Below are 23,783 nucleotides of genomic sequence, written 5' to 3'. Positions count from 1 at the left end.
GGGACTTAATGTCAGGCCACTCAAAATGGGCAACTACCAAGCACAAGAAGGCTGCCAATGACGCCAAGCGCGGCAAGGAATTTGCCAAGCTCATTAAGAACATTGAAGTGGCGGCGCGAACCGGCGGTGGTGATCCTGCGGCCAACCCAACGCTCGATGACATGATTAAGAAGGCCAAAAAGGCCTCCGTCCCCAATGACAACATCGAACGCGCCCGCAAGCGCGGCTCTGGTGAAGAAGCCGGTGGTGCCGACTGGGAGACCATCATGTACGAGGGTTATGGCCCCAACGGTGTCGCAATGCTGATTGAATGCTTGACCGATAACCGCAACCGCGCGGCTACCGATGTCCGCACCGCGATGAGCAAGAATGGCGGTAACCTGGGCGAATCCGGCTCGGTTGCTTATATGTTCTCCCGCACCGGTTATGTCTTGGTGGAAAAGGGCGAGCTGAGTGAGGACGATGTCTTGATGGCAGTCCTCGATGCTGGCGCTGAAGAGGTCAAAGACCAAGGCGAGAAATTTGAGATCATCTGCGCACCCACGGATGTGCAGGCCGTCAAGGAGGCCCTCAAGGAAGCAGACATCGAGGTTGATGACTCCGATAACGATTTCCGTGCCTCCGTCGAGGTTCCTCTCGAGGCCAATGACGCCAAGAAGATCTTCCGCCTCATCGATGTTTTGGAAGAATCCGACGACGTCCAGAACGTATATACCAATATGGACCTCTCCGATGAGGTGCTAGCAGAACTCAACGCAGAGTAAGAATACTGCACATATTGGAGGCACTAGCTCGGTGGCGGCTCTTCGCGCATGCGGAGATTCCGGTGCCGAGCTTTGTTGTGTTTTTATTGGGACAGCCTAAAAGTTGCGCCGTGTTGTAGAACATGTGTGTGTAAGACATAATGGGGAATTAAGACTAGGAACGACGAGGCCGCGGAACAGGGAGTGGGCGGGTGTGAATATCGAAGGCATGCGCGTGATGGGCATCGACCCTGGGCTAACTCGCTGTGGCCTGTCCGTAGTTCAAGCTGGCCGCGGGCGCGCAATTCTTCCTGTCTCCGTTGGCGTGGTGCGGACCCCGAGTGATAAAGATTTGACCGAGCGGCTCCTGCGGCTGTCCGTTGCGGCCAAGGAATGGATGGACGATTATTCGCCCGACGTGGTTGCTATAGAGCGCGTCTTCGAACGCGGCCAGGTCTCGACCGTCATGCAGACTGCGCACGTCGTAGGAGTCCTCGTGCTCGCGGCTGCCGAGCGGGATATTCCGGTGTATATGTACACACCGTCCGAAGTAAAAAAGGCCATTTCTGGCAATGGGCGCGCAGATAAGAAACAAATGACGACGATGATTACTCGTATCTTGGGGCTTACGGAGCCGCCCAAGCCGGCGGACGCAGCGGACGCATTGGCGCTGGCTGTCTGCCATTGCTGGCGGGCGCCAGCGATCGTCAGGATGGATAGTACTGGTTTAGGGCTTGGCGCAAAGACCAGTGGTGTCCGCGGGCGGGGGAAGAGCATCAAGCCCTGATATACCGCCCACACACTAAGTTTTATTAATTAAAAGGTCATGCAGAACGCGCACACAGGTAGGAAGGCACGGTAGAAAATGATTGCGGCATTGCGGGGAGAAGTCCTCCACATTGGTTTAGACCACGGCGTTATTGAATGCGGCGGGGTGGGCTATAAGTTCTTGGCTACCGCAAAGACGTTGGGAACCCTGCGCCGCGGAGAAACCGCTTTTGTGCTCACTACCTTGGTGGTCAAGGAAGATGCATTGACTCTATACGGTTTCACCAGCGATGATGACCGAGAGATGTTCCAAGTGCTGCAATCCGTGTCTGGCTTGGGGCCCAAACTCGCCTTAGCCGCATTATCCGTCATGGGGGCAGAAGAGCTGGCCGCAGCGATTGGCGGGGAGGACGTTAAGGCGCTGCAGTCTATTCCGGGCGTCGGCAAGCGGATGGCCCAACGACTTACCCTGGAGCTAAAAGATAAGGTCAAGCGTTTTACTGGAACTCCCGCGGCCGATGCGGCTCCGGAGGCAGCAAGCGGCGGTGGCCCTGTGGTCGATAGTGTCACCGAAGCCCTCCTGGGCCTAGGATTTACTGAGAAGGCGGCCCGTCCCGTGGTGGAGGCGGCATATGCCGAAGCCCCTGCGGCGGATACGTCAACCTTGCTGCGCGCGGCCCTTGCCCAGTTGGGTAAGCAGGGCTAAAAGAACACGACGTCAAGAAGACACAAAGGCTACAGCATGTCCGATATTGAGCGCACCGAATTCAACCTCCCGGAGGGAATGGATAAGGCGCACGATTCCCAGCACAATAGTGATGTGGAACCCACCGCTCACGCAGAAGAACACGATATCGAGCGCTCCCTGCGCCCAAAATCCCTGACGGAGTTTATTGGGCAGCCAAAGGTCAGGGAGCAGCTTTCCCTCGTGCTTACGGGCGCTAAGAACCGCGGGGTCACCCCGGATCATGTCCTGTTATCGGGGCCTCCCGGCCTGGGTAAGACCACGATGGCCATGATCATTTCGCAGGAACTCGGGACATCGCTGCGCATGACCTCAGGCCCGGCGCTGGAACGGGCGGGAGATCTCGCGGCGATGTTGTCAAACCTCATGGAAGGCGACGTGCTGTTCATCGATGAGATTCACCGCATCGCGCGGCCCGCCGAAGAAATGCTCTATATGGCAATGGAAGATTTCCGCATCGACGTGATTGTGGGCAAGGGACCGGGTGCTACCTCGATCCCCTTGGAGATCCCGCCGTTTACCTTGGTCGGGGCTACAACGCGAGCAGGAATGTTGACGGGACCGCTGCGGGATCGCTTCGGCTTTACCGCCCAAATGGAGTACTACAGCACCGAGGATCTCACCCGTGTGATCAAACGTGCGGCGCATATCTTGGACGTCGCTATCGATGATGATGCCGCCGTAGAAATTGGCTCGCGTTCGCGCGGCACCCCGCGCATTGCTAACCGCTTACTGCGCCGCGTTCGCGACTATGCGGAGGTCAACGGCACCGGTCGCATCGATCTTTCCGCCGCGCAAGGGGCGTTGGAGGTCTTCGATGTTGATGAAATGGGGCTGGACCGGCTGGACCGTGCCGTCCTCAGTGCCTTGATCAATGGCCATGGCGGCGGACCGGTGGGTGTTAATACCTTGGCCATCGCTGTTGGTGAGGAACCCTCGACCGTGGAGGAGGTGTGCGAGCCGTACTTGGTTCGCGCCGGCATGATTTCGCGCACCGGGCGGGGCAGGGTAGCCACCGCAGCCGCCTGGCAGCACTTGGGCCTGACGCCTCCCGATGGGGCGATTGGGCTGTTTTAAGGGAGCATCAACACCTCGCTGGTGGGGTCAGCGAGGTGGAACTAGCCCATGGTTTTTGTGAACCAAACAGTCTGGCATACTGGAAAGTTATGGAAATCATCTTTCTCATAATTATTGTCATTTTGTTCATCATTCCTTCCTTTATGGCGATGCGTAAGCAACGCCAGCGCCAGAACGATATGCAATCGCTGCAAAACTCCCTGCAGAATGGGGACCGCATCGTGACCGCCGGCGGTGTCCACGGTGTGGTGCGCGGAACCACCGATACCAGTGTGGACCTCGAGGTTTCCCCGGGAGTTACCCTTACCTTTGACAAGATGGCGGTTGTTCGCACCGAAAGCGAAGCCCAGAAACTTAATCGCGGTAGTGCGGACAATGCTGGAGAGCCGCAGCGCGATAACGGTGAGAACAATAAAGATGGTGGATTCAACGGCGGGGAAGGCGAGCAGTCCTCCGACCGCTAATTCCTCGTTATAGCCCGTGCTCTCAACGAAGGCAGGCGCGGGCGTACCTTGTGCACACGGCTAGTGTTCCATGAGCCTGCAATTGGCTTAAGAGAAACGTAGAACCTGACACATTTTCGCTGAATCGCGGACCCCGTTAAGGAAAATGTTGTTCCATGACGTACGATTGTGCGTTGTTAACGTGCCCGCGCCGAATCGGGCGGGCCGTATTTAATGTTTAATCACCCTGGTTTGCAGTGCACAGGAGAATATCGTTGTCCGCATCATCTCGAGGCGCTATGAAAAATAGCAACCGCCAATGGCCCAAACGCGCCCTTGCGCTTTTTGGGCTTATCGTGGTCGTTATCTATGCGCTGGTCTTTTTCACCGGAAACCGCCAAGCCACCCCAAAGCTAGGCATCGACCTGCAGGGCGGCACCCGCGTTACCTTGGCCCCACAAGGTGAAGACCCCACCCAGGACCAGCTACGGCAGGCGCGCAATATTTTGGAACAGCGCGTCAATGGCATGGGTGTGTCAGGTTCCGAGGTCGTCATTAACGGCAATACCCTCGTCATCACCGTGCCGGGCGAGGATGCCTCGCAGGCCCAGGCAGTGGGGCAGACCTCACAGCTTTACTTCCGTCCAGTGGCGCAACCCTCCGCGCCGGATATGGAAAAGCTCGACAAAGAGCTAGAGGACATGGCTAACCGCTGGGTCAAATATGGCGTCCTAGAGAAGGACGAGGCCAACAAGAAAATGGAAGACGTCACCAAGGCCGTCGCCCAACAACAAGCGCAGGCTGAGGGTAAGGAACCGAAGGACGTCAAGGCTCCGAAGGTTTCCGCGAAGCCTCTGGACGAGCCTTCTAATTCCATCGAGCAGACCGAGCGCCGCGATGAAATCACCGAGATGTTGTTAAAGGACCGCCAATCGGACGATCCGACAACGCAAGCAGCGGCCTCTTCGCTCCTTACTTGTCAGGGCTCCTCTGACCCACTGGCTGGTGCGGATGATCCGTCCAAGCCTTTTGTTACCTGTGACTATGACAGCGGCACTCCCTACGTGTTGGAGCCAGCACCGTTGCTCAATGGCGTTAAGGATGAAGACGGTACCCGTTTGACGGGTAATGAGATTGATACCAATTCCCCGATCAACGGTGGCCTCAACCCGCAGTCTGGTCAGATGGAGATCAGCTTCTCCTTTAAGACTGGCGATGGCCCGAACGGTTCCCAGACTTGGGCTGACCTCACGCGGGACCACCTGAACGATCAGATTGCCATCACTCTTGACTCGGGTGTTATTTCGGCGCCGGTCATCCAGGGTGCTACCCCGTACGGTTCCGCTACCTCCATTAACGGTGATTTTAGCCAAGAAGAAGCCAATAACCTGGCCAATAACCTGCGCTACGGCGCATTGCCGCTGTCCTTCGCCGGCGAAAACGGCGAGCCTGGCGGCACGGTGGAGTCCATTCCTCCGACACTGGGTAAGGCTGCGCTAGAAGCTGGCCTGTGGGCTGGCTTGGCAGGCTTGATTTTGGTCATCCTTTACTCGCTGTACTACTTCCGCGCGTTAAGCGGTGTGTCCGTCATCTTCTTGCTTGGCTCCGGCCTGCTAACCTACGGCGCCATTGTGTTGCTGGGGCGTTGGATTGGTTACTCACTCGACCTTTCCGGTATCGCAGGTTTGGTCATTGGTGTCGGTGCGACCGCGGACTCGTTCGTGGTCTACTACGAGCGCATTAAGGACGAGCTCTTAGAAGGTAGAACCTTTAGGTCCGCTACGCGGAAGGCCTGGGAGCGCTCGCGCAGCACCATCGTGACCGGTAACGCGGTGACGTTGATTGGTTCTGTCATCGTCTACTTCCTCGCCATCGGTGAGGTGAAGGGCTTCGCGTTTACCTTGGGTCTGACCACGATCTTCGACTTGGTCGTCTCCTTCTTGGTTATGGCGCCGGTGATGCAGATCATTGGCCGCCGCCCAGCGGCAGCCAAGCCATCGATGAATGGTCTGGGCGGAATCTATGCGCTGATTGAAGAGCGGCGTGAGCGCGGTTACTACGGAGATTCCCGTTCTGGCGCTGCTGCGGCGCAGGAGCGCTCCACTGAAAATTCGGGATCCGTTGGCGCCGATTCGTCTGAGAGTTCTTCGCCCTCAGCAGCTGCGGAAGATGAGGAGAAATAATCATGGCCGTATCGACTAAAAATAAGATTTCGCGTTTAGATCGCCTTTATGAAGACGAGCGTGGCTATGACTTCATTGGCCACACCAAACGGTGGTACGGGATCACCGCCGCGCTCCTCGTCGGTGCCATCGTCGCCATCTTGATTCGTGGATTTACGCTCTCCCTCGACTTTGAGGGAGGCACCACCTTGTCCATGCCCGCTGGGGACTTGAAAGAAGATGAAGTAGCGACCGTCTTCGAGGACTCCACTGGCGTTGAACCGGAGCAAGTGCGCATCGTTGGTGCCGGTGATGCTGAGACGCTGGAAATCACCTCTGAGCGCTTGAGCCAAGAAGAAGTAGACAGTGCCCGGTCTGCTATCTACGAGGAATTCCAACCGAAGGATGAAAACGGGGAGGCCACCCCGGACGCCATCGGTTCTTCCACCGTGTCCGAATCGTGGGGTTCCTCGATTACGCAGCGCATGATCCTTGCTATGGTCGTATTCCTCGTTGCAGCGACTATCTATGTGGCGGTACGCTTGCAAAAGATTATGGCGTTTGCCGCCATTTTGGCGCTTATTATTGATGGCATCGTCATCGCCGGTATCTACGCGCTCTTCGGATTTGAAGTTTCTCCCGCCGTCATCATCGGTTTGCTCACCGTCCTGACCTTCTCCATCTATGACTCCGTCATCGTCTTTGACAAGGTCAATGAGAATACGGCGGGGCTGGAAGGCCAACGTTCTAAGACCTATGGGGAACTCGCCAACTTGGCGATTAACCAGACGGTCATGCGTTCCATTTCCACCTCCATCATTTCCGCGCTGCCTATTATCGCGTTGTTCGTCATCGCCGTATGGCTTATGGGCATCGGTACGCTGCGCGATTTGGCGCTGATCCAGTTGATCGGCGTTATCGAGGGTATTTTCTCCTCGATTTTCTTGGCCACCCCGTTGGTGGTGACGTTTGCTAATTGGACTAACCGCGTCAAGCGGCACACGCAGCGTGTGCTGGATTACCGCGCGGGTAAGTCTGAGGACGGTGAACCAGCGGAGGCGGGTTCTGGCAAGCGCAAGGTGGTCACGCCTTCCGATGTCGGGGCCAAGACGCACAAGGAAGTGGCAGAAGAACAAACTGATCACGGCAGCAGTGCCTCCGGCCATACCGGTGCAACGTGGCGCCCGGGACGCTAAGTGCCCTTAAACAAGGCATAATCAGGCAGAGTAAGGCTTGGTCTTTTTAGGAGAAAAGGGGTTGTGCGTACCGTGGAACGCAGATTAGGCACCACACGGTGGTGGGGGCGCCGTCCCAAAATCACAACAGTTGCGGTAGGGCTTTCCGCCCTTGCGCTGGTAGCGGCCGCGTGCAGCAGTGAGGAATCCGAGAGCGGTGACCAGGCTACGCCCAGCGATCCGGAGTCCTACAACTACGCCGGATATATGGTCAACTCTCAGCTGACCACGACGAATGCCGGCACCGCCTTCGGCAGCACCACTTCAGCGGCACAGCTTTCGACGCGGCTTTATCCCGGACTTTTCGTGCCGGGGCCCTCCGGGCAGCTCATTCCTAATGCGGATTTGGTAGAGACCGAGGAGCTTCCGCCGGCAGGAGATAGCGATCAGGAAAGCGTGCGTTTGACGCTAGCCGATGACGCCACGTTCTCCGATGGCACCCCCGTTACCTGCGATGATTACCTGCTTGCCTATAAGGCTGGCACGCACCCGGTTGAATTTGCCTCGCATATGCCGCTGATGAATGACATCGCGGATTTCGAGTGCGCACCGCAGAGCAAGGCCTTCACACTGACTTTCCAGAAAGACCAAGGACATCGGTGGCGCCAAATGTTTGGCCCTGGCACCGTCATGCCTGCGCACGCGCTTGCGCAGAAGGCGGATTTGACCGTAGAGGAACTCAACGCGGCATTGCACGCAGAAGACATGGCGACGCTGCAGCCAGTAGCGGAATTCTGGCGTTATGGCTTTTCTACAGCCAAGGATGACTTTGACCCAGAGCTGCAGGTGTCCTACGGCCCATTTACCGCGGATAAGGTTGGCGATTCCGGCGAGGTTTTCTTAAAAGCCAATGAGCAGTATCGCGGCGACAAACCTGCCTTGGATCGCCTCGTTATTTGGCCGAGTACTGCCGACGCACAGGAACTCGCGGATAAGGGCGTTCTCAAGGTGGCAGATTCCGCCACCGCGGCGCCCGACTGGCTCTCAGGGAACGGGGGCAAGGACGCAGAATCCGACGAAGGTAACGACGCCCCGGAATCCAAACACGGATCTGACTCGAATGAAGAAAGCGACTCCAATGCGGAGGACTCCGCGGGCGCAGATAATACCGAGTTTGAGACAACCACCAAGGTAGGCCTGCAAACCGATACGTTGACGCTGTCGCAAGCCGGGATTTTTGCAGAACCTTCTGCTAGGAAGGCATTTGCTGCCTGCGTCGACCAAGCGGCGTTAGCACAAAAGAGCTCCGAAATATCTGGTGTCGATGTTCCACCGGCTTATGTGCGCACCGTCTCTGTCCAAGATCCGGTAGCCCAAACGCTAGGCTCGGTGGCGAAGGACCATGAGGGAACGGACATGGCTTCGGCCGGCCAGTTGAATGGGTCCACCATCAAGGTGGGCTACGTTGACCCGGATAAGCGCTATCAGGCGATGGTCGATGCGCTGCGCACCTCCTGCGAACCGGCGGGCATTACCATCGAGGATGCTGCGGAGGAGAACCTATCGCAGTTTTATCTCAACCCTGATCCGGAAACGGGGCAGCCAACTATCGATGCCTTCTTGGGCCCAGTCGATCCGCTGACCGAGTACTCTGCCGCTGATTCCAGCATCAAAAACTCCGTTCAGCTCAAGGAGCAGGAAGAGCAGCTGTGGGAGAGTGTTCCCTCCATTCCGGTCGCTGCACAGCCGCGCGTGTTTATCGTTCACCGCGACGTGGAGGGTGTCCTGCCGTACACTGGCATCTCGGGCATCGGCTGGAATATGGACCGGTGGCGCGTATCGGCACAAGAACCTGTGGAAAAGGCCTAGGCCTTTTCCGCTCCTAAATTAATTCTCGCTATTTAGTTGCAAGGAAGATGATGACTTCTCACTACGAATCAGCAGCACAAGCTTTGAGCGACAAGGTGCGCCTTGTGCAGGACTTTCCAGAAGAAGGAATTCTTTTTGAAGACCTCACACCGGTATTAGCCGATCCTGAGGCATTTCAGGCCGTTGTTGATGGCCTCGCCGCCGCGTGCGAGGAGCTGGGCGCGGATCTCATTGGTGGCTTGGATGCCCGCGGGTTCCTGCTGGGCTCTGCCGTGGCGTACAAGCTGGGCTTGGGTATTTTGGCCATTCGCAAGAAGGGCAAGCTTCCGCCGCCGGTATATACCGAGGAATACGAACTGGAATATGGTTCGGCGGCGTTGGAGATCCCCGCCAGCGGCGTTGATGTAAAGGGCAAGCGCGTGGTGCTTGTCGATGACGTCCTGGCCACCGGCGGCACCCTCCACGGCGCCAAACTGCTGCTCGAGTCCGCCGGCGCCGAGGTCGCGGGTAACGTCGTGGTGCTAGAAGTTAAGGGTCTTAATGGCCGTGAACGCTTATCGGGCCCGCCGCTCATTGTGCTGGATGACGCTGACTAAGATGGTGTGTCTAAGCTAGATCACACGATCTGGAAAGGCGCTGCAGCCAGCAATATAGGCTGCGGCATTGTGAAGGGCGGTAGAGATGGCCACGGATAAGTCAGCAAAACGCCAGGCTAATAACGGGATGCGGAGCATGTCTGCCCGGCTTGCCCGGTCACTGACCGGTGGTCGGGTCAAGATTAACCCGGTGCTCGATCCCCTCATGTCCATTCACCGGAAATTCCACCCCAAGGCGGATGCGGAACTACTCAATGCTGCCTATAACACCGCAGAAAGGTTGCACGAGGGGGTATTCCGCAAGTCGGGTGAGCCGTATATTACGCACCCCCTTGCCGTAGCCACGATTGCCGCGGAAATTGGTATGGATACCACCACCATCGTTGCAGCGCTCTTGCACGATACGGTGGAGGATACCGATTACACGCTGGAGGATCTGACCCGAGACTTCGGGACCGAAGTGGCCCGGCTCGTTGATGGCGTGACCAAGCTGGACAAGGTGGCCTTGGGTGCTGCGGCCGAGGCTGAGACCATCCGCAAGATGATCGTCGCCATGGCCAACGATCCGCGCGTCCTTGTCATCAAGGTCAGCGACCGGCTGCACAATATGCGCACCATGCGCTTCTTGCCGCCGGAAAAGCAGGCCAAAAAGGCGCGCCAAACGCTCGAGGTTATTGCCCCCTTGGCTCACCGGCTGGGCATGGCGAGCGTGAAATGGGAACTAGAGGATCTGTCTTTTGCCATCCTCTATCCCAAAAAGTACGACGAAATCGTGCGCATGGTGGCAGAGCGCGCGCCCTCGCGCGATCGCGCCCTGAAGGAAATCATCAACCAAGTGGGCGCCGCCTTAAAGGAAAATGGCATCGAGGCCGAAGTAATGGGCCGGCCGAAGCATTACTGGTCTATCTATCAAAAGATGGTCGTGCGCGGCCGCGAGTTTGCGGAGATCTTCGACTTGGTGGGCATCCGCGTATTGGTGGATGATATCAATAGCTGTTACGCCGCCATTGGTGTTGTGCACTCCATCTACCAGGCCCTGCCTGGGCGTTTTAAGGACTATATTTCCTCCCCGCGCTTCGGCGTCTACCAGTCTTTGCACACCACAGTGCTCGCGGATGGCGGAGCAACCCTTGAGGTGCAGGTCCGCACGCACGAGATGCACTACAACGCCGAATTCGGCGTCGCTGCGCACTGGCGCTATAAGGAAACAAAGGGAAAGAATTCTGGGCACCAAGAAGAGGTGGACCAGATGGCTTGGATGCGTCAGCTGCTGGACTGGCAGAAGGAAGCGGCAGACCCCAATGAATTCCTTGATTCCCTGCGCTATGACCTGACGGCGCGCCAGATCTTCGCCTTTACCCCGAAGGGCGATGTGGTGGATCTGCCGGCGGGCTCTACTCCGGTCGATTTCGCCTACGCCGTGCATACGGAGGTTGGCCACCGCTGCATTGGTGCCAAGGTTAACGGTAAATTGGTGGCGCTAGAATCGCCACTGAAATCCGGCGACAAGGTAGAAATCTTTACCTCCAAGGATCCCAATGCCGGTCCATCGCGCGATTGGCAGGAATTCTTGGTCTCCCCGCGGGCGAAGGCAAAGGTCCGCCAGTGGTTTGCCAAGGAAAGGCGTGAGGAGCATCTTGAAGCCGGGCGCGATGCCTTGGCTACTGAGGTGCAGCGCGGCGGCTTGCCGATGCACCGCCTGTTTACCGCCAGCTCCATGAAGCAGGTGGCAGAACAGTTGCACTATTCTGATGTCGATGCCCTGTACACTGCCATCGGCGCAGGACACGTCTCCGCACAACACGTGGCCAACCAATTGGTCGCTATGTTCGGCGACCGCGATGATGCCGTGGATGCGCTGGCTTCTCGAACCCCGCTGTCGGAGCTCGAGCATTCTCGCGTGCAGCATACCAAGGACTCCGCCTCCGGCACCGGCATCTTGGTGGAGGGAAGCCCCGATGTCATGGCCAAGCTTGCGAAGTGCTGCCAGCCGGTGCCCGGGGATGCCATTTTTGGCTTCGTCACCCGCGGCGGGGGAGTGTCCGTGCACCGTGCGGACTGCGCTAACGCGGAAAAGCTCAAATCTGAGCCGGAGCGCATGCTGAAGGTGGAATGGTCCTCTGGAAACTCTTCTACAGGAGCCTTTTCTGCCACATTGCAGCTCGAGGCATTGGACCGTCAGGGCCTGCTCTCTGAGCTGACGCGGGTTTTAAGTGACCAGAACATTAATGTGTTGACGATGAATTCAAATCGCGGCGAGGATCAAATTGCCACGATGCGATTCACCTTCTCTGTGTCGGATACTAAACAGCTGGGGTCCTTGATGACGACGCTGCGCAATACCGAAGGCGTCTTTGACGTCTACCGCGTGACCGCCTGACCACCTATCCGTACGGTTGTGGGGCAGAAGCAACGAGTGGACTACGGGCAAGTGACGAGTGCGTGAACTCTTGGCGGAGGAGAGGTAAAAGACCAGCTCACGGCGGTTGTACTTCCTGCGATTTGGTTAAGAAAGCGGTATACATTATCTGAATGCTTTCTACGACACAGGAGTAATTATGCACTTCCGCCGCATCGGCCAGTTGGTGGCCGCTACCACCGTCACCGCCGTCGCGCTCTCCGGCACGCAGGCCCTAGCGCAGGAGGATACGACCACCATCTCGGTTACTAATATCACTGACCTGCACGGTCACTTGGAAGATGGGTTGAACGATCCCGCTAAGACTGGCGATGAAATTGGCGTGACTCGCTTGCAATCGCTTATCAAGCAGGTCAACGAAGGCCAAGAGTTCAACCTCACCTCTTCGGGCGATAATGTCGGTGGTTCTGCGTTCGTCTCGGCCATCTCGGATGATAAGTACACCCTAGAGGCACTCAATGCCATGGGGATGAAGGTTACCGCAGTGGGCAACCACGAATTCGACAAGGGTACTGAAGACCTGATGGAGCGTATCAAGCCGAGCTCTGAATATCCCATCCTTGGCGCCAATGTGTTAAAAGACGGCAAGCCGCTCTTGGAAGCCTCTCATGTGGAAGAAATCGACGGTGTGAAGGTCGGCTATGTCGGAACCGTTACCCAAAACACCAAGTTCAAGGTATCTGCGGCGAAGATTCCGGGAGTTACCTTCACGGATCCTGTTGAGGCGACGAATAAGGAAGCTACTCGTTTGAAAGAATCCGGCGAGGCGGATGTCGTGGTCTCCCTTTTCCACGAAGATGCGGAGGAATATGCGGAAGGCTTCAATAAGGATGTCGATATCCTCTTCGGTGGCGATACCCACCAGACCACCCAGGGAACGCAAGAGCGCGACGGCGCGCTGCCACTGCAGTGGGCGCAAGGCTACGAGTACGGCAAGTTGCTTAACGATGCCGATATTACATACGACAAGGCCGCGGGCAAGGTAAAGAAAATTGAGCTGAAGCAATACGATGCGACTGATGCGGCGCAGGTAGAGCCGGATGCTGAGATTGCGGGCATCGTCAAGAAGGCACAGGATGAGGCCGAGGTTAAAGGCTCAAAGACCGCCGGCACAGTCGAAACCGACTTGTTCCGTGGCTCCGATGAAGGGCAAGAGCCAGGCTCTAATCGTGGTGTCGAGTCCACCCTAAATAACTTCATTGCGGACGGGCAGCGTTATGCCATGAGTAAGCAGGTAGGCGAGGATATTGATCTTAGCGTGATGAATGCGGGTGGAGTGCGTGCGGATCTGCAGGGCGGCGACGTAACGTACAAGGACATCTTTGAGGTCCAGCCGTTTGGTAATTCCGTGATTACCGCGAAGGTCTCCGGCAAGGACTTCATTACCGCACTGGAAAACCAGTGGCAAGATGGCAGCAGCCGGCCGCGCCTGGCCATGGGGCTGTCCAATAACGTCCAGGTGGTCTATGACCCACAGGAATCCCATGGCGAGCGCGTCAAGTCCGTCACCATCAATGGCGAGCCCCTTGACCCGAACAAAGACTATTCCATCGCGCTTTCTTCCTTCCTTGCTTCCAGCGACAGCGAAAAGGGCGGCGATGGTTACTTTGAGGCAAGCTCCATCAAGGACAAGAACGATGTGGGATACATGGATGCCCAGGCCATGATCGACTACATTGCGTCCGGCGAGTCCGAGGTCCGCAAGGGACAGGGCCAAATTGGCGCCCACATCGATGGCGAAATTGCCCCAGGTAAAGAAATCACCGTCGATTTGTCCAGCTTGAACTACACCAGTGAGGGCGAGCCAATGGCTAAGACGGTTACGGTGAAGTTGGGGGATGAGGAAGTAACCGCCGATATCGATAATTCCAAGCAGGAAAGCGATGACCAATTTGGCGAGCGCGGACGCGCGCAGGTGACGCTGACCGTGCCAGAAGGACTCACCGGCTCCCAGAACCTAGAAATCACCACAGACGCCGGCACTCAAGCCATCCTACCCGTGGAATTGGGTGATGCCGATGGTGCCCCGAAGGTACCGCAAGGTTCCTCCTTTGGTGGCGCAGCCCTTGCCATCGTGGCGGCACTAGCGGCAGGAATCGCCATTATTGGTTTGCACCCCCAGGTGCTGCCGGCACCGCTGCGGGCCATCTTTGATGACCTGCGCAAGTCCTTTCACATCTAATTAGGAATCCAAATCCTGCGGATACACTAAAAGCGCTTTTCCTCGCTTACAGGGGGAAAAGCGCTTATTTTTCTGTGCTGTGTCTTGCATCCTAGTAACCTCAAAAGCCGTGGATATCTTTGAACGGTTTTTACGCGAGGCTACTTTTCAACTAGGAATCGAGCTACATCGAGTTCCTGTTGTCATGTTGTCTACATTAGGCATCTATCTCGCCTTTATGGTCTTGGTGAAGCTTTTTGGTTCCCGCGTATTGACCTCCATGACGGCCTCTGACGCGATCATCATCATTATGTTCGGGGCTGTTGCCGGGCGTGTGATCATTGGTGTTCCGCCCACATTAGCGGCGGGTGTTATTGGGCTGACCACGCTGATGGCCCTGGAAGCTGCATTCGGTACCATCCGCAAGGTGGTGAAGTGGACGCGATTTTTGGATCGCCGTCCTGTTCTCATCGTCTTTCAGGGCGAGATGATTGACGATAATCTCACCGTGTCTCACATCACTCGCTCTGACGTGTATTCCGCGGTGCGAAAGGCTGGTTTAGCCCGCATGGAAGACGTTCAGATCATGGTTTTAGAGCCCACCGGGCATATATCTGTCATTAAGAATGGTCAGGACATAGACCCCGATATCTTTAATGACCTCGTTGGCTCTGGGTATATCAAACAGACCAAAGAGTCTTAAGGATTTGATAGAGGGGGGAGAACTTCAGAACTACCTTCCGTATAGCCGCCGTGCAGTTCAATAAGAGCACGGCGGTTAATCGCCCTCAAGGCGCGTTAGCGTTTAGAAAGGAAGTTTGAAGTTCTTTAGAAGGTCATCGATGTTGATGTACTTATTGGCGAAAGCGAAGAGAGTACCCAGTGCGCCGACCGCGGCAGTAATAACTTCGATCCAGGCCTTGACGGACTCAGGATTCGCGTCCTTGGAAGACAAGTCTTGCGTTTTCTTGGCATCGTTTTGCTTGTTTGCGTCAGAATCAATGTTTTGGCTAGCAGTGCCGGTGGAGGTGGTAGTAGCACTCTGAGCAACGGTGTCCGCATTCTCCGCGGCAGTGGCCACGGTGGTGCCAGCGAGAGTAACGGACAGGGCGGTTGCGCCGGCGAGGAAGGCCTTGCGGGAGAAAAGCTTCATTGTGTTTCCTATCAAGCTTGTGGTGTTCAAATTTTTTAGATATTAGACGGCTGCGTGACTGTCTGAATTACCCAAGCTGAGTTTAATAAAAACATTATCAATAAGGAATGGGGGTGTTTGAAGGGGGTGATTAATCCAGATGGAGAGTATAGAAAGTATGTTCTTTCTGGAGTTACGTGCAGGTAGGAGGGTGGTCAAGGCAAAGCATCGGATATGAAAATGCCCCAGCGCCACGCCACGATTTAGTTCGTGCGTTGCGCTGGGGTGAGGAAAAGGTAGAGGGAATGGAGGGAGGCATCGGCAAGCGCCGATGCCGCAGACTAGGCCTTTACCGTAGCCTTTTTGATCTTTACCTCTTCTGCAGGCTTGCCATCCTTCTGGCCGCCTGGATTGTCACCTTGATTACCGGTGTCTACGCCGGCCTTGGCAATCTTGTCTAGGGTCTTTAAGCCATCTTCGGTGATGGTGCCGAAGTAGGTGTAGTTAGGAGGTAACTCCGAGTCATCGTAGTTAAGGAAGAACTGGGAGCCGTTGGTATCCGGACCGCTATTGGCCATAGCAACGGAGCCGCGGGGGTAGACAACGGGGTTTTGTGCGTCCTCGTCATCAGTTTCATCGGTGGGGTATTCATCAGCAAAGCTGAAGCCTGGGCCGCCGGAACCGGAACCGGTGGGATCGCCGCATTGGAGCACATTCAAGCCACCAGAGGTCATGCGGTGGCAGACGGTGTCATCGTAGAAGCCGGAGTCAGCCAGTTCCGAAATGGCGTGGGTGGTGCAAGGCGCGGTGGCGCGGTCTAGGTCCATCTCGATCGGGCCCTGGGTGGTATCGAAGGATACGGTGACAGTGCCCTCGGTGGAAATATCCTTGCCGTCGGGCTTCTTGGCACCGTGGCCATCCTGCCCATTGTCCTCATACTCGCACTGAACGGTTGCCGGCAGGGCTTCCGCGCGCTTGCCGCTCAAGGGTTCCGCCTTGGGGGTTTCCTGCGTGGTCTGAGCTTCCGAGGTATCTTCCGCCTGGATGTCGCCCTCAGAGCCATCGCGGGTGGAGAGGAAGTAAATTCCTCCCGCGATGCCGAGGATGACGACGAGCGAGGCTAAGGCGACACCAAAAGGACGAGTCTTTTGTTTGCGGTCACGGGACTTTAGCTCGCGGTCGAGCTTGTGCAGCGCGTCTTCTCCGCGCTTTTTATTATCTGGCACCGTGGGACAACCTTTCTAGCGATTATCGGTGACGTGTCTCAACTAGGACGATTTTAGCGGCTTTGCGGACGTGGGGCTGACTTGGCTCGGGGATTGGCATCAGCAATAAGCGGTGAGCTATAGCGGGGAAGCAAAAGTATCAGTACGCTCGGGGCCATGGCTGAAGTTAAATTTTCTGACGAACCTACCCAAACCGCTGGTGAACTTCCCGCAGTAGGGGAGCCCATCCCAGAGTTCACCCTCGTTGGCACCGACCTTTCTGAGGTCACCAATAAGGATTTCGAGGGCAAGCGCCTCGTTATCTCGATTTTCCCTTCCATCGATACGGGCGTGTGCCAGCAGCAGCTGCGCACCTTTAATGAAAAGGCTGCGGGCCTAGACAATACCGTTGTCTTGTCCGTCTCCCGCGACCTACCCTTCGCGCTGGATCGTTTCTGCGCCGCAGAGGGCATTGAAAACGTGGACACCGCGTCCGATTTCCGCTCCGATTTTGGCGAGAAGTTCGGCGTGACCTTGCAAGGCTCCCCACTCAAGGGCCTATTGGCACGCTCCGTTGTAGTCACCGACGCTGACCACAAGGTCATCTACAACGAGTTGGTGCCAGAGGTAACCACTGAGCCGGACTACGACAAGGCTCTTGCCGCCTTGCAGTAAAGCTTTAAGCCGGCAGGCTCATTAAATCCAGCACCCAGCCTTTCCCACAACCCTCCGTGGCTGTGGGCGCGAAGGCTGGGTGCTTTTTACATGCTTGCTTCGTACTAGAATCCAGAGTGCCGATGCGATCAGGGAGGCGCGATGGGTGCGAGCCTCGTTAGACTTGAGCCATGGACATTAAAGGATTTACTGCGGGCCCATTTCGCACGAATACCTATATCGCGGCGGAGGGAAAGCGCGCCTTCATCGTGGATCCGGGCATGGATTCCATGTCGCAGGTTATATCGCACGACTATGACTATGAAGCTATCGTGCTCACGCACGGCCACATTGACCACACCCGCGAGGCCGGGGATTTGGCGCAGAAGCTCGATATCCCCGTTTATATTCACCCCGCAGATAGGTTCATGTTGGATTCTGGGGAGGGTGTCTCCGCCCAGGCACAGGAGCTATTCCAAGCCTCGAGCATGGTACTCATTGCCGATCTCCGCGAACTCCACGGTGGGGAAGAACTAGAGCTAATCGGGCATACATTCACCCTCCAGCACGCCCCTGGCCATTCGCCGGGGTGTGTATTGATCATTTCGGATACTTTTGCCCTTACCGGTGACGTACTTTTTGCCGGGGGAATGGGGCGCGTTGATCTTCCGGATTCTAATCCACAGGCCATGCTGGATTCATTGGCGGGGCCGGTGTGGGATTTAGACGATGAGCTGGACATTCTTCCCGGCCACGGCCCAACCTCAACCATGCGTCAGGAGAGGGCGACCAACCCATTCCTGCGAAAATCCCATGGGGTACTCTAGTGACCATGAGTGAAGAGAAGCGGTTCCAGGCACTGTCCGCACCGAAGGGTGTGCCAGATTATTACCCACCAGAGTCTGCGACTTTTTATAAGGTCCGCCAGACCATGGTGGAACAGGCGCATCTTTCCGGCTTTCAGCACATTGAATTGCCCATTTTTGAAGATACCGCGCTCTTTGCCCGCGGCGTGGGCGAATCTACCGACGTGGTCTCCAAGGAGATGTACACCTTTGCAGATCGCGGTGATCGCTCTGTGACCTTGCGCCCAGAGGGAACGGCGGGCGTTATGCGCTCGGTCATTCAACACAATTTGGATCGCGGTCAGCTGCCAGTGAAGCTAAACTACAGCGGGCCGTTCTTCCGCTATGAGCGCCCGCAGGCAGGGCGCTACCGCCAGCTTCAGCAGGTTGGCGTGGAAGCCATTGGCGTCGACGATCCAGCATTGGATGCTGAGGTCATCGCCTTGGCGGATCGCTCCTACAGGGCCTTGGGTCTTAGCGGTTTCCGCTTGGAATTGACCAGCTTGGGCGACCGGAATTGCCGGCCCGCCTACCGCGAAAAGCTGCAGGAATTCTTGTTCAAGCTGGACCTAGATGAAGAAACCCGCCGCCGCGCGGAAATCAACCCTTTGCGCGTCTTGGACGATAAGCGCCCGGAAATGCAGGAGCAGCTTGCCGATGCCCCCTTGATGCTCGACTACCTCGATGCCGAGTGCCGCGAGCACTTTGAGACCGTCACCGGCATGCTGGAGGATATGGGCGTTGCATACGAAATCAACCCCCGTATGGTGCGCGGCTTGGACTACTACACCAAGACTTGCTTTGAATTCGTCCACGATGGCCTGGGTGCGCAATCCGGTATTGGCGGCGGCGGCCGCTACGACGGCCTGATGGCGCAGCTTGGCGGGCAAGATCTCTCGGGCATCGGCTATGGCCTCGGCGTTGACCGCGCCATCCTCGCCCTAGAAGCGGAGGGAATCACTCTGGAAGGCAGTGATTCCCGCGTGGACGTCTATGGAATTGCCTTGGGTACAGCGGCCAAGCGCCGCATGACTGGCATCATCAATGACCTGCGCAAGGCAGGAATCGCCGCGGATATGTCCTTTGGCGATCGCGGCCTCAAGGGTGCGATGAAGGGCGCCGACCGCGCAGGTGCGCGATTTGCTCTGGTCTTGGGAGAACAAGAACTAGAAAACGGTACCGTTGCCGTGAAGGACTTGGCCGCACACGAGCAGCGCGATGTTGAGTTATCGCAGCTGGTTGCCACTCTGGGGCAGGATCTAGAAGGCTAAGAGTAGGCTTAAAGAAAAAGAGCACCGAAGAAATTTGGTGCCCTTTTTGTGTGTTTTCGACCCTTCTTAGCACTCCACCTGGGAGACGCTAAAGCCCATCGTCTTGGCCAAGCCGCCGAGGGAGGTCTCCTTGTACTTGGAGAGCATATCGCGGCCCGTATCTGCCATGGTTTGTACTGCGTTATCGAGGGTGACGTGGTGGGTTCCTTCGCCCATCATTGCCATGCGAGCGGCGTTAATGGATTTCACTGCGCCGATGGCATTGCGCTCGATACAAGGGATCTGCACCAGGCCGCCTACCGGGTCACAGGTAAGGCCGAGATTGTGCTCAAGGGCGATCTCTGCGGCATTTTCTACCTGGGCAGGCGTACCGCCGAGGAGTGCTGCCATTCCTGCAGCGGACATGGACGAGGCGGAGCCGACTTCGCCCTGGCAGCCGACCTCGGCGCCGGAAATGGAGGCATTCTGTTTGATGATCATGCCGATTGCCCCGGCGGTGAGCAGGTATCGGCGTGCGGATTCTCGGCAGAAGTCACCGTGGAAATCACGCGCATAATGCAGCACGGCAGGAATAATGCCGCAGGCGCCGTTGGTGGGCGCGGTAATAACGCGGCCGCCCGCAGCGTTTTGCTCGTTGACCGCTAAGGCGAAGAGGTTGACCCATTCCATGGCGGAAAAACCGGAGTGTGGGTCATTTTTCTGCTCGAGCAGCTGCGCATACATCTTGGGAGCGCGCCGCGGCACGCGGAGGCCACCGGGCAGCAGCCCTTTGGTGGAAATGCCATCGGTCACGCATTCGCGCATGATGTCCCATACGAGGTCCAAGTGGCGCAAAACGTAATCCGCGCCTCCCTCATCCTTGTGGAGTACTTCCTCATTGGCGAGGACAATTTCCCAAATATCTTTGTCGTTGGCCTCGCAGAGATTGAGCAACTCTTCGCCGGTGGTGAACTCGTAAGGCACGGTGTCTTCTACGGTTGCTGCGGCAACGCCGGCGGGCACTTCGTGGCTATCGGCTACCTCTGCATCTAGCTCTTTGCGGGAGAGGATGAAGCCCCCGCCGACGGAGAAGTACTGTTCATCTTCAGCAAGGGTGTTGCCATCTGCGTCCCAGGCCTGGAAGATCATGCCATTGGGGTGCTGGGGCAGTGGCTCGTTCTCAAAGGAAATTTCGTAGTCGACGGTGCCAGAAGGGCCAGAAATGGTGCCTTCGCTGGGGATTATGCCGCCGGCTTGTGGCTCGGCATCGATGGGAACGGTCAGCGGCTCCCAGCCGGCGAGTCCCAGAATGACGGCGCGGTCGGATGCGTGGCCACGCCCCGTGGCGGCAAGCGAACCGCGCAGCTCCGCGGATACGCGGGCGGGGTGGGTATCGAGGGATTCTAGAAATTGCTTCGCGGCGCGCATTGGTCCCACCGTGTGCGAAGAGGATGGACCGATGCCGATGGCGAAAATGTCAGTAACGCTAATAGTCATGGTGAAAGCCTTAAGAAACCTTTCTTCGTTGCAAGAGAGTTAACAGTCCAAGAGCATGAAAAAGAGATTTTCTCAGGCGCGGGGATTCAGGTCGAACATTCTAAAATTCAAGCGTAGAGAAATATGTGAGATGTATCAATTTTAGAATATGCGACAGGTATTGTGGCGCTAGTGCTTTCCGTCGTATTGGGACAAAATCTGCTCCAACGGCAGGAATTCCTCGTCCGTTCCGATTCCAGTAGGGCGGGAATGGGGGCCGGGTTTGGGGGCATCGGCAAGCCCGGCGACCCGATCCGTGGGGCGGATCATCTGATCCGCAAGCTGCGCGGCGGCACGCTCGATACGGCTGCGAATGCGCGTGCCCTCGGCGGTCCCCAGATCCTCAGTTGCCTGAAAAATGCCGGTCGGAACGACGTGGGCGTGCAGGTAATTCAACAGGGGGCGCAGCGCATAGTCCAAGATGAGCGCGTGGCGCGGTGAACCGCCCGTAGCGGCCACGATAGTGGGCAGCTCCTCCAAGGCGTGCGCATCTAGGACATCAAAAAACATTTTGAACAGCCCGGAATAGCTGCCTTGGAAGGCAGGCGTGACGGCAATAAAGCCATCGGCCGTAGAAAGCAGCTCTTTTGCTTCATCCAATTGGGGCGTCGGGGCCGCCCAATTAGTCATGGCCGTGGCCAACTCAGAAGCAAGGGTGCGCACCTCAATGATGTGGGTGGTCACGCCTTCTCCGCGCGCGGAAATCTTTGCTTCGGTAGCTTCTGCAATAGTCTCTGCCAATTGCCGGGTAGACGATGGCTCCGAGAGCCCGGCCGTGAGGACAACCAAAGATCGCATTGCTTAGTCCTCCTTTCCAGGGCTTACGCGAAAGTGTGGGGAATCTGGGTGTTGCTTGAGCGTGGCATGCGTCGGTGGATCTGAGGGTACATGGTCTGGTCGTCGCTGCTCAAAGCGCCGGCGGAGCTCCGGGACGACTTGCGTGCCAAGAATTTCTATCTGTTTGAGTACCACTTCTTGCGGCAGCCCCGCGTGATCAACGAGGAAAAGCTGGCGTTGGTAATCGCCCACGTAGTCCGCAAATTTCAGGGTGCGCTCAATAATCTGCTCTGCGGTACCCACTGTCAGCGGGGTGTAATCAGTAAATTCCTCCAGGCTTGGTCCGTGCCCGTACACGGGTGCGTTATCGAAATAGGGGCGGAAGAACTTCTTTGCTTCCTCTTCAGTATCGCCAATGAATACCTGGCCGCCGAGCCCCACGATGGCCTGGTCTGCTTGGCCGTGGCCATAGGAGGCAAAGCGGCGCCGATACATGCTGACCATCTTGGCCGTGTGTTCTTGATTCCAGAAGATATTATTGTGGAAAAATCCGTCGCCGTAATAGGCCGCTTGTTCTGCAATCTGGGTAGAGCGAATGGAGCCGTGCCATACAAACGGCGGGACGCCGTCAAGGGGAGCTGGGGTGGAGGTAAACGCCTGCAACGGGGTGCGGAATTTGCCCTCCCAGTTGACGCTATTTTCCCGCCACAGGCGGCGCAGCAAGTGGTAATTCTCCACGGCTAAGGGGATGCCTTGGCGGATATCTTTGCCAAACCACGGGTAGACGGGGCCGGTATTGCCGCGCCCCATCATCAGATCCACACGGCCGCCGGAAAGGTGCTGCAAAAAGGCGTAATCTTCCGCGATCTTTACCGGGTCATTGGTGGTAATCAGCGTGGTGGAGGTAGAAAGCTGCAGGCGCTTAGTCTGCGCGGCAATATAGGCCAGATGGGTCGTCGGGGAGGAGGGGACGAAAGGCGGGTTGTGGTGCTCGCCGGTGGCGAAGACATCGAGGCCCACTTCTTCCGCCTTGAGCGCGATTTCCGTAATATTGCGGATTCGCTCCGCCTCAGATGGGGTTTCGCCCGTCGTTGGATCGGTGGTTACGTCTCCGACCGTAAAAATGCCAAATTGCATGACAGCCCTTTCTACCCTTGATGTGTGCCTATAAGCAGTGTACGTGACATGTCAACAACGCGGGAGGGGGGATTGTTCTCAGTGGAGTGAAGAGAAGGAAGGGTATTAGCTGTAGACCCCGCGCCCCAAGGTGTCGCACTCAGCCATGCGGCCGGAATTATAACCAGCAAGGAACGCCTGTTGGCGTTGCTCGGAGGAGCCGTGCGTCCACGCATCGGGTTGGACCTGCCCGGTGGAACGGCGCTGAATATTATCGTCACCCACAGCCTGCGCCGCGGTGACCGCATCCGCAACTTGCTGCTGGGAAATCGGCTCCAGCAGCGCATCCTCGCCCTTATCCGCGTGAGAGGCCCAAATTCCCGCATAGCAATCTGCCTGGAGCTCGATCTTTACCGCGTTTGAATCCGCGCCGGGGTCGTTATAATCAGAAAGCTGCAGCGTGCCCTCGAGTTGCTGAATGTGGTGGCCAAACTCGTGGGCAACGATGTACATCTGCGCGAACGGGGCATTGTGCGCGCCGTAGTTGCTCAGTGAATCGAAAAACGTGGTGTCAAAGTACGCCGATTGGTCGGCGGGGCAATAAAACGGGCCAGTGGATGAAGATGCAGTGCCGCAACCGGAATTGGTGGAGCCATTGAAAATAACCCGGCCAGGGTTGGTGTATTCGATGCCGGCTTGCTCTGGCAGCTCGGCGGTCCACACATTGTCTACACTCATAGCGGTAAACATAACCCGGCAGTCATCGTATTTATTGCCGTCCTCTGCCGTTTGGCAGTGATCGAAGGCAGAATCATCGGCGCCAGATTGGGTGCCGGATTGTGACTGTTCATTGCCCAACAGGGCGCCAATATCGGAGGGGTTTCCTCCCAATAAGAGGTAGAGCCCTACAAGCACAACGGAGCCGACGCCGCCGCCTATCGCGAGGCCACCGCCACCGCCGGAGGTTGCGCGCTGGCCATCAAAATCGGCACCAGATTTAAACGTCATGACTAAATAGTGCCACACCTTTATAGCGTCGTCAGTGCGTACCAGGCATATTTATGCCCGGTACAGGCGGCGGTGCTGGGTTCGTGACCGTGTTCTGAGGCT

At 57.0% G+C, this 23,783-nt stretch carries 21 protein-coding genes; 15 read left to right on the top strand and 6 right to left on the bottom strand.

Annotated elements, in window-relative coordinates:
* Window positions 1-8: 8 nt before the first annotated feature.
* From ACLI1T_RS06610 to ACLI1T_RS06555, 12 genes are all read left to right on the top strand, one after another.
* A complete protein-coding gene (locus ACLI1T_RS06610; protein ID WP_023022595.1) occupies window positions 9-764 on the top strand; it encodes a YebC/PmpR family DNA-binding transcriptional regulator in 756 nt (251 codons plus the stop codon).
* A 193-nt stretch (window positions 765-957) separates the two neighbouring features.
* Window positions 958-1,530 carry a crossover junction endodeoxyribonuclease RuvC gene (ruvC, locus tag ACLI1T_RS06605; protein WP_411702243.1) on the top strand — a complete coding sequence of 191 codons (573 nt, stop codon included), beginning with the start codon at window positions 958-960 and terminating at the stop codon, window positions 1,528-1,530.
* Between the two features lie 78 nt (window positions 1,531-1,608).
* Complete coding sequence (gene ruvA / locus ACLI1T_RS06600) at window positions 1,609-2,217, top strand: Holliday junction branch migration protein RuvA (protein WP_411702242.1); 609 nt, start codon at window positions 1,609-1,611, stop codon at window positions 2,215-2,217.
* A gap of 36 nt (window positions 2,218-2,253) precedes the next feature.
* Window positions 2,254-3,333 (top strand): Holliday junction branch migration DNA helicase RuvB, encoded by a 1,080-nt coding sequence (gene ruvB / locus ACLI1T_RS06595; protein WP_411702241.1) that lies wholly within the window; start codon window positions 2,254-2,256, stop codon window positions 3,331-3,333.
* Between the two features lie 89 nt (window positions 3,334-3,422).
* Window positions 3,423-3,797: a preprotein translocase subunit YajC gene (yajC, locus tag ACLI1T_RS06590; protein WP_349868386.1), complete on the top strand. Its 375-nt coding sequence runs from the start codon at window positions 3,423-3,425 to the stop codon at window positions 3,795-3,797.
* Between the two features lie 278 nt (window positions 3,798-4,075).
* Window positions 4,076-5,959 (top strand): protein translocase subunit SecD, encoded by a 1,884-nt coding sequence (gene secD / locus ACLI1T_RS06585; protein WP_349868384.1) that lies wholly within the window; start codon window positions 4,076-4,078, stop codon window positions 5,957-5,959.
* 2 nt (window positions 5,960-5,961) lie between these two features.
* The gene (gene secF / locus ACLI1T_RS06580) at window positions 5,962-7,134 is read left to right on the top strand and encodes a protein translocase subunit SecF (RefSeq protein WP_349868382.1); all 1,173 of its coding nucleotides are present in this window, start codon (window positions 5,962-5,964) and stop codon (window positions 7,132-7,134) included.
* 72 nt (window positions 7,135-7,206) lie between these two features.
* Window positions 7,207-8,982 carry an ABC transporter substrate-binding protein gene (locus tag ACLI1T_RS06575; RefSeq protein ID WP_411702240.1) on the top strand — a complete coding sequence of 592 codons (1,776 nt, stop codon included), beginning with the start codon at window positions 7,207-7,209 and terminating at the stop codon, window positions 8,980-8,982.
* 50 nt (window positions 8,983-9,032) lie between these two features.
* Window positions 9,033-9,578 carry an adenine phosphoribosyltransferase gene (locus ACLI1T_RS06570; RefSeq protein WP_023022579.1) on the top strand — a complete coding sequence of 182 codons (546 nt, stop codon included), beginning with the start codon at window positions 9,033-9,035 and terminating at the stop codon, window positions 9,576-9,578.
* 85 nt (window positions 9,579-9,663) lie between these two features.
* Window positions 9,664-11,958 (top strand): RelA/SpoT family protein, encoded by a 2,295-nt coding sequence (locus ACLI1T_RS06565; RefSeq protein WP_411702239.1) that lies wholly within the window; start codon window positions 9,664-9,666, stop codon window positions 11,956-11,958.
* A gap of 178 nt (window positions 11,959-12,136) precedes the next feature.
* A complete protein-coding gene (locus ACLI1T_RS06560) occupies window positions 12,137-14,179 on the top strand; it encodes a bifunctional metallophosphatase/5'-nucleotidase (protein WP_411702238.1) in 2,043 nt (680 codons plus the stop codon).
* Window positions 14,180-14,288: 109 nt separating this feature from the next.
* Window positions 14,289-14,861, top strand: a complete 573-nt coding sequence (locus ACLI1T_RS06555) for a DUF421 domain-containing protein (protein ID WP_411702237.1) — start codon at window positions 14,289-14,291, stop codon at window positions 14,859-14,861.
* 102 nt (window positions 14,862-14,963) lie between these two features.
* On the opposite strand, the gene ACLI1T_RS06550 is transcribed toward ACLI1T_RS06555, so the two are convergent.
* On the bottom strand, window positions 14,964-15,311 hold the full coding sequence (locus ACLI1T_RS06550; protein ID WP_023022571.1) for a hypothetical protein: 348 nt from the start codon (window positions 15,309-15,311) through the stop codon (window positions 14,964-14,966).
* Between the two features lie 320 nt (window positions 15,312-15,631).
* Window positions 15,632-16,516, bottom strand: a complete 885-nt coding sequence (locus ACLI1T_RS06545) for a peptidylprolyl isomerase (RefSeq protein ID WP_023022569.1) — start codon at window positions 16,514-16,516, stop codon at window positions 15,632-15,634.
* 156 nt (window positions 16,517-16,672) lie between these two features.
* Here ACLI1T_RS06545 and tpx point away from each other — a divergent pair, with 156 nt between their 5' ends.
* The 3 genes from tpx to hisS all read left to right on the top strand — a co-directional run bounded on the left by tpx (window position 16,673) and on the right by hisS (window position 19,265).
* On the top strand, window positions 16,673-17,170 hold the full coding sequence (tpx, locus tag ACLI1T_RS06540) for a thiol peroxidase (protein WP_023022567.1): 498 nt from the start codon (window positions 16,673-16,675) through the stop codon (window positions 17,168-17,170).
* A gap of 170 nt (window positions 17,171-17,340) precedes the next feature.
* Window positions 17,341-17,976 carry an MBL fold metallo-hydrolase gene (locus ACLI1T_RS06535; protein WP_411702236.1) on the top strand — a complete coding sequence of 212 codons (636 nt, stop codon included), beginning with the start codon at window positions 17,341-17,343 and terminating at the stop codon, window positions 17,974-17,976.
* A gap of 5 nt (window positions 17,977-17,981) precedes the next feature.
* The gene (gene hisS, locus ACLI1T_RS06530; RefSeq protein ID WP_349887490.1) at window positions 17,982-19,265 is read left to right on the top strand and encodes a histidine--tRNA ligase; all 1,284 of its coding nucleotides are present in this window, start codon (window positions 17,982-17,984) and stop codon (window positions 19,263-19,265) included.
* 66 nt (window positions 19,266-19,331) lie between these two features.
* On the opposite strand, the gene ACLI1T_RS06525 is transcribed toward hisS, so the two are convergent.
* The 4 genes from ACLI1T_RS06525 to ACLI1T_RS06510 all read right to left on the bottom strand — a co-directional run bounded on the left by ACLI1T_RS06525 (window position 19,332) and on the right by ACLI1T_RS06510 (window position 23,681).
* Window positions 19,332-20,741 (bottom strand): L-serine ammonia-lyase, encoded by a 1,410-nt coding sequence (locus tag ACLI1T_RS06525; protein ID WP_411702235.1) that lies wholly within the window; start codon window positions 20,739-20,741, stop codon window positions 19,332-19,334.
* Between the two features lie 168 nt (window positions 20,742-20,909).
* Window positions 20,910-21,578: an FMN reductase gene (locus ACLI1T_RS06520; RefSeq protein ID WP_411702234.1), complete on the bottom strand. Its 669-nt coding sequence runs from the start codon at window positions 21,576-21,578 to the stop codon at window positions 20,910-20,912.
* A 3-nt stretch (window positions 21,579-21,581) separates the two neighbouring features.
* Window positions 21,582-22,694, bottom strand: a complete 1,113-nt coding sequence (locus tag ACLI1T_RS06515; protein WP_411702233.1) for an LLM class flavin-dependent oxidoreductase — start codon at window positions 22,692-22,694, stop codon at window positions 21,582-21,584.
* Window positions 22,695-22,799: 105 nt separating this feature from the next.
* On the bottom strand, window positions 22,800-23,681 hold the full coding sequence (locus ACLI1T_RS06510; RefSeq protein WP_411702232.1) for a neutral zinc metallopeptidase: 882 nt from the start codon (window positions 23,679-23,681) through the stop codon (window positions 22,800-22,802).
* Between the last annotated feature and the right edge of the window lie 102 nt (window positions 23,682-23,783).

Source organism: Corynebacterium tuingiense (genome assembly GCF_046718165.1).
GTDB lineage: Bacteria > Actinomycetota > Actinomycetes > Mycobacteriales > Mycobacteriaceae > Corynebacterium.
This window is presented reverse-complemented; position numbering and strand designations above follow the sequence as displayed.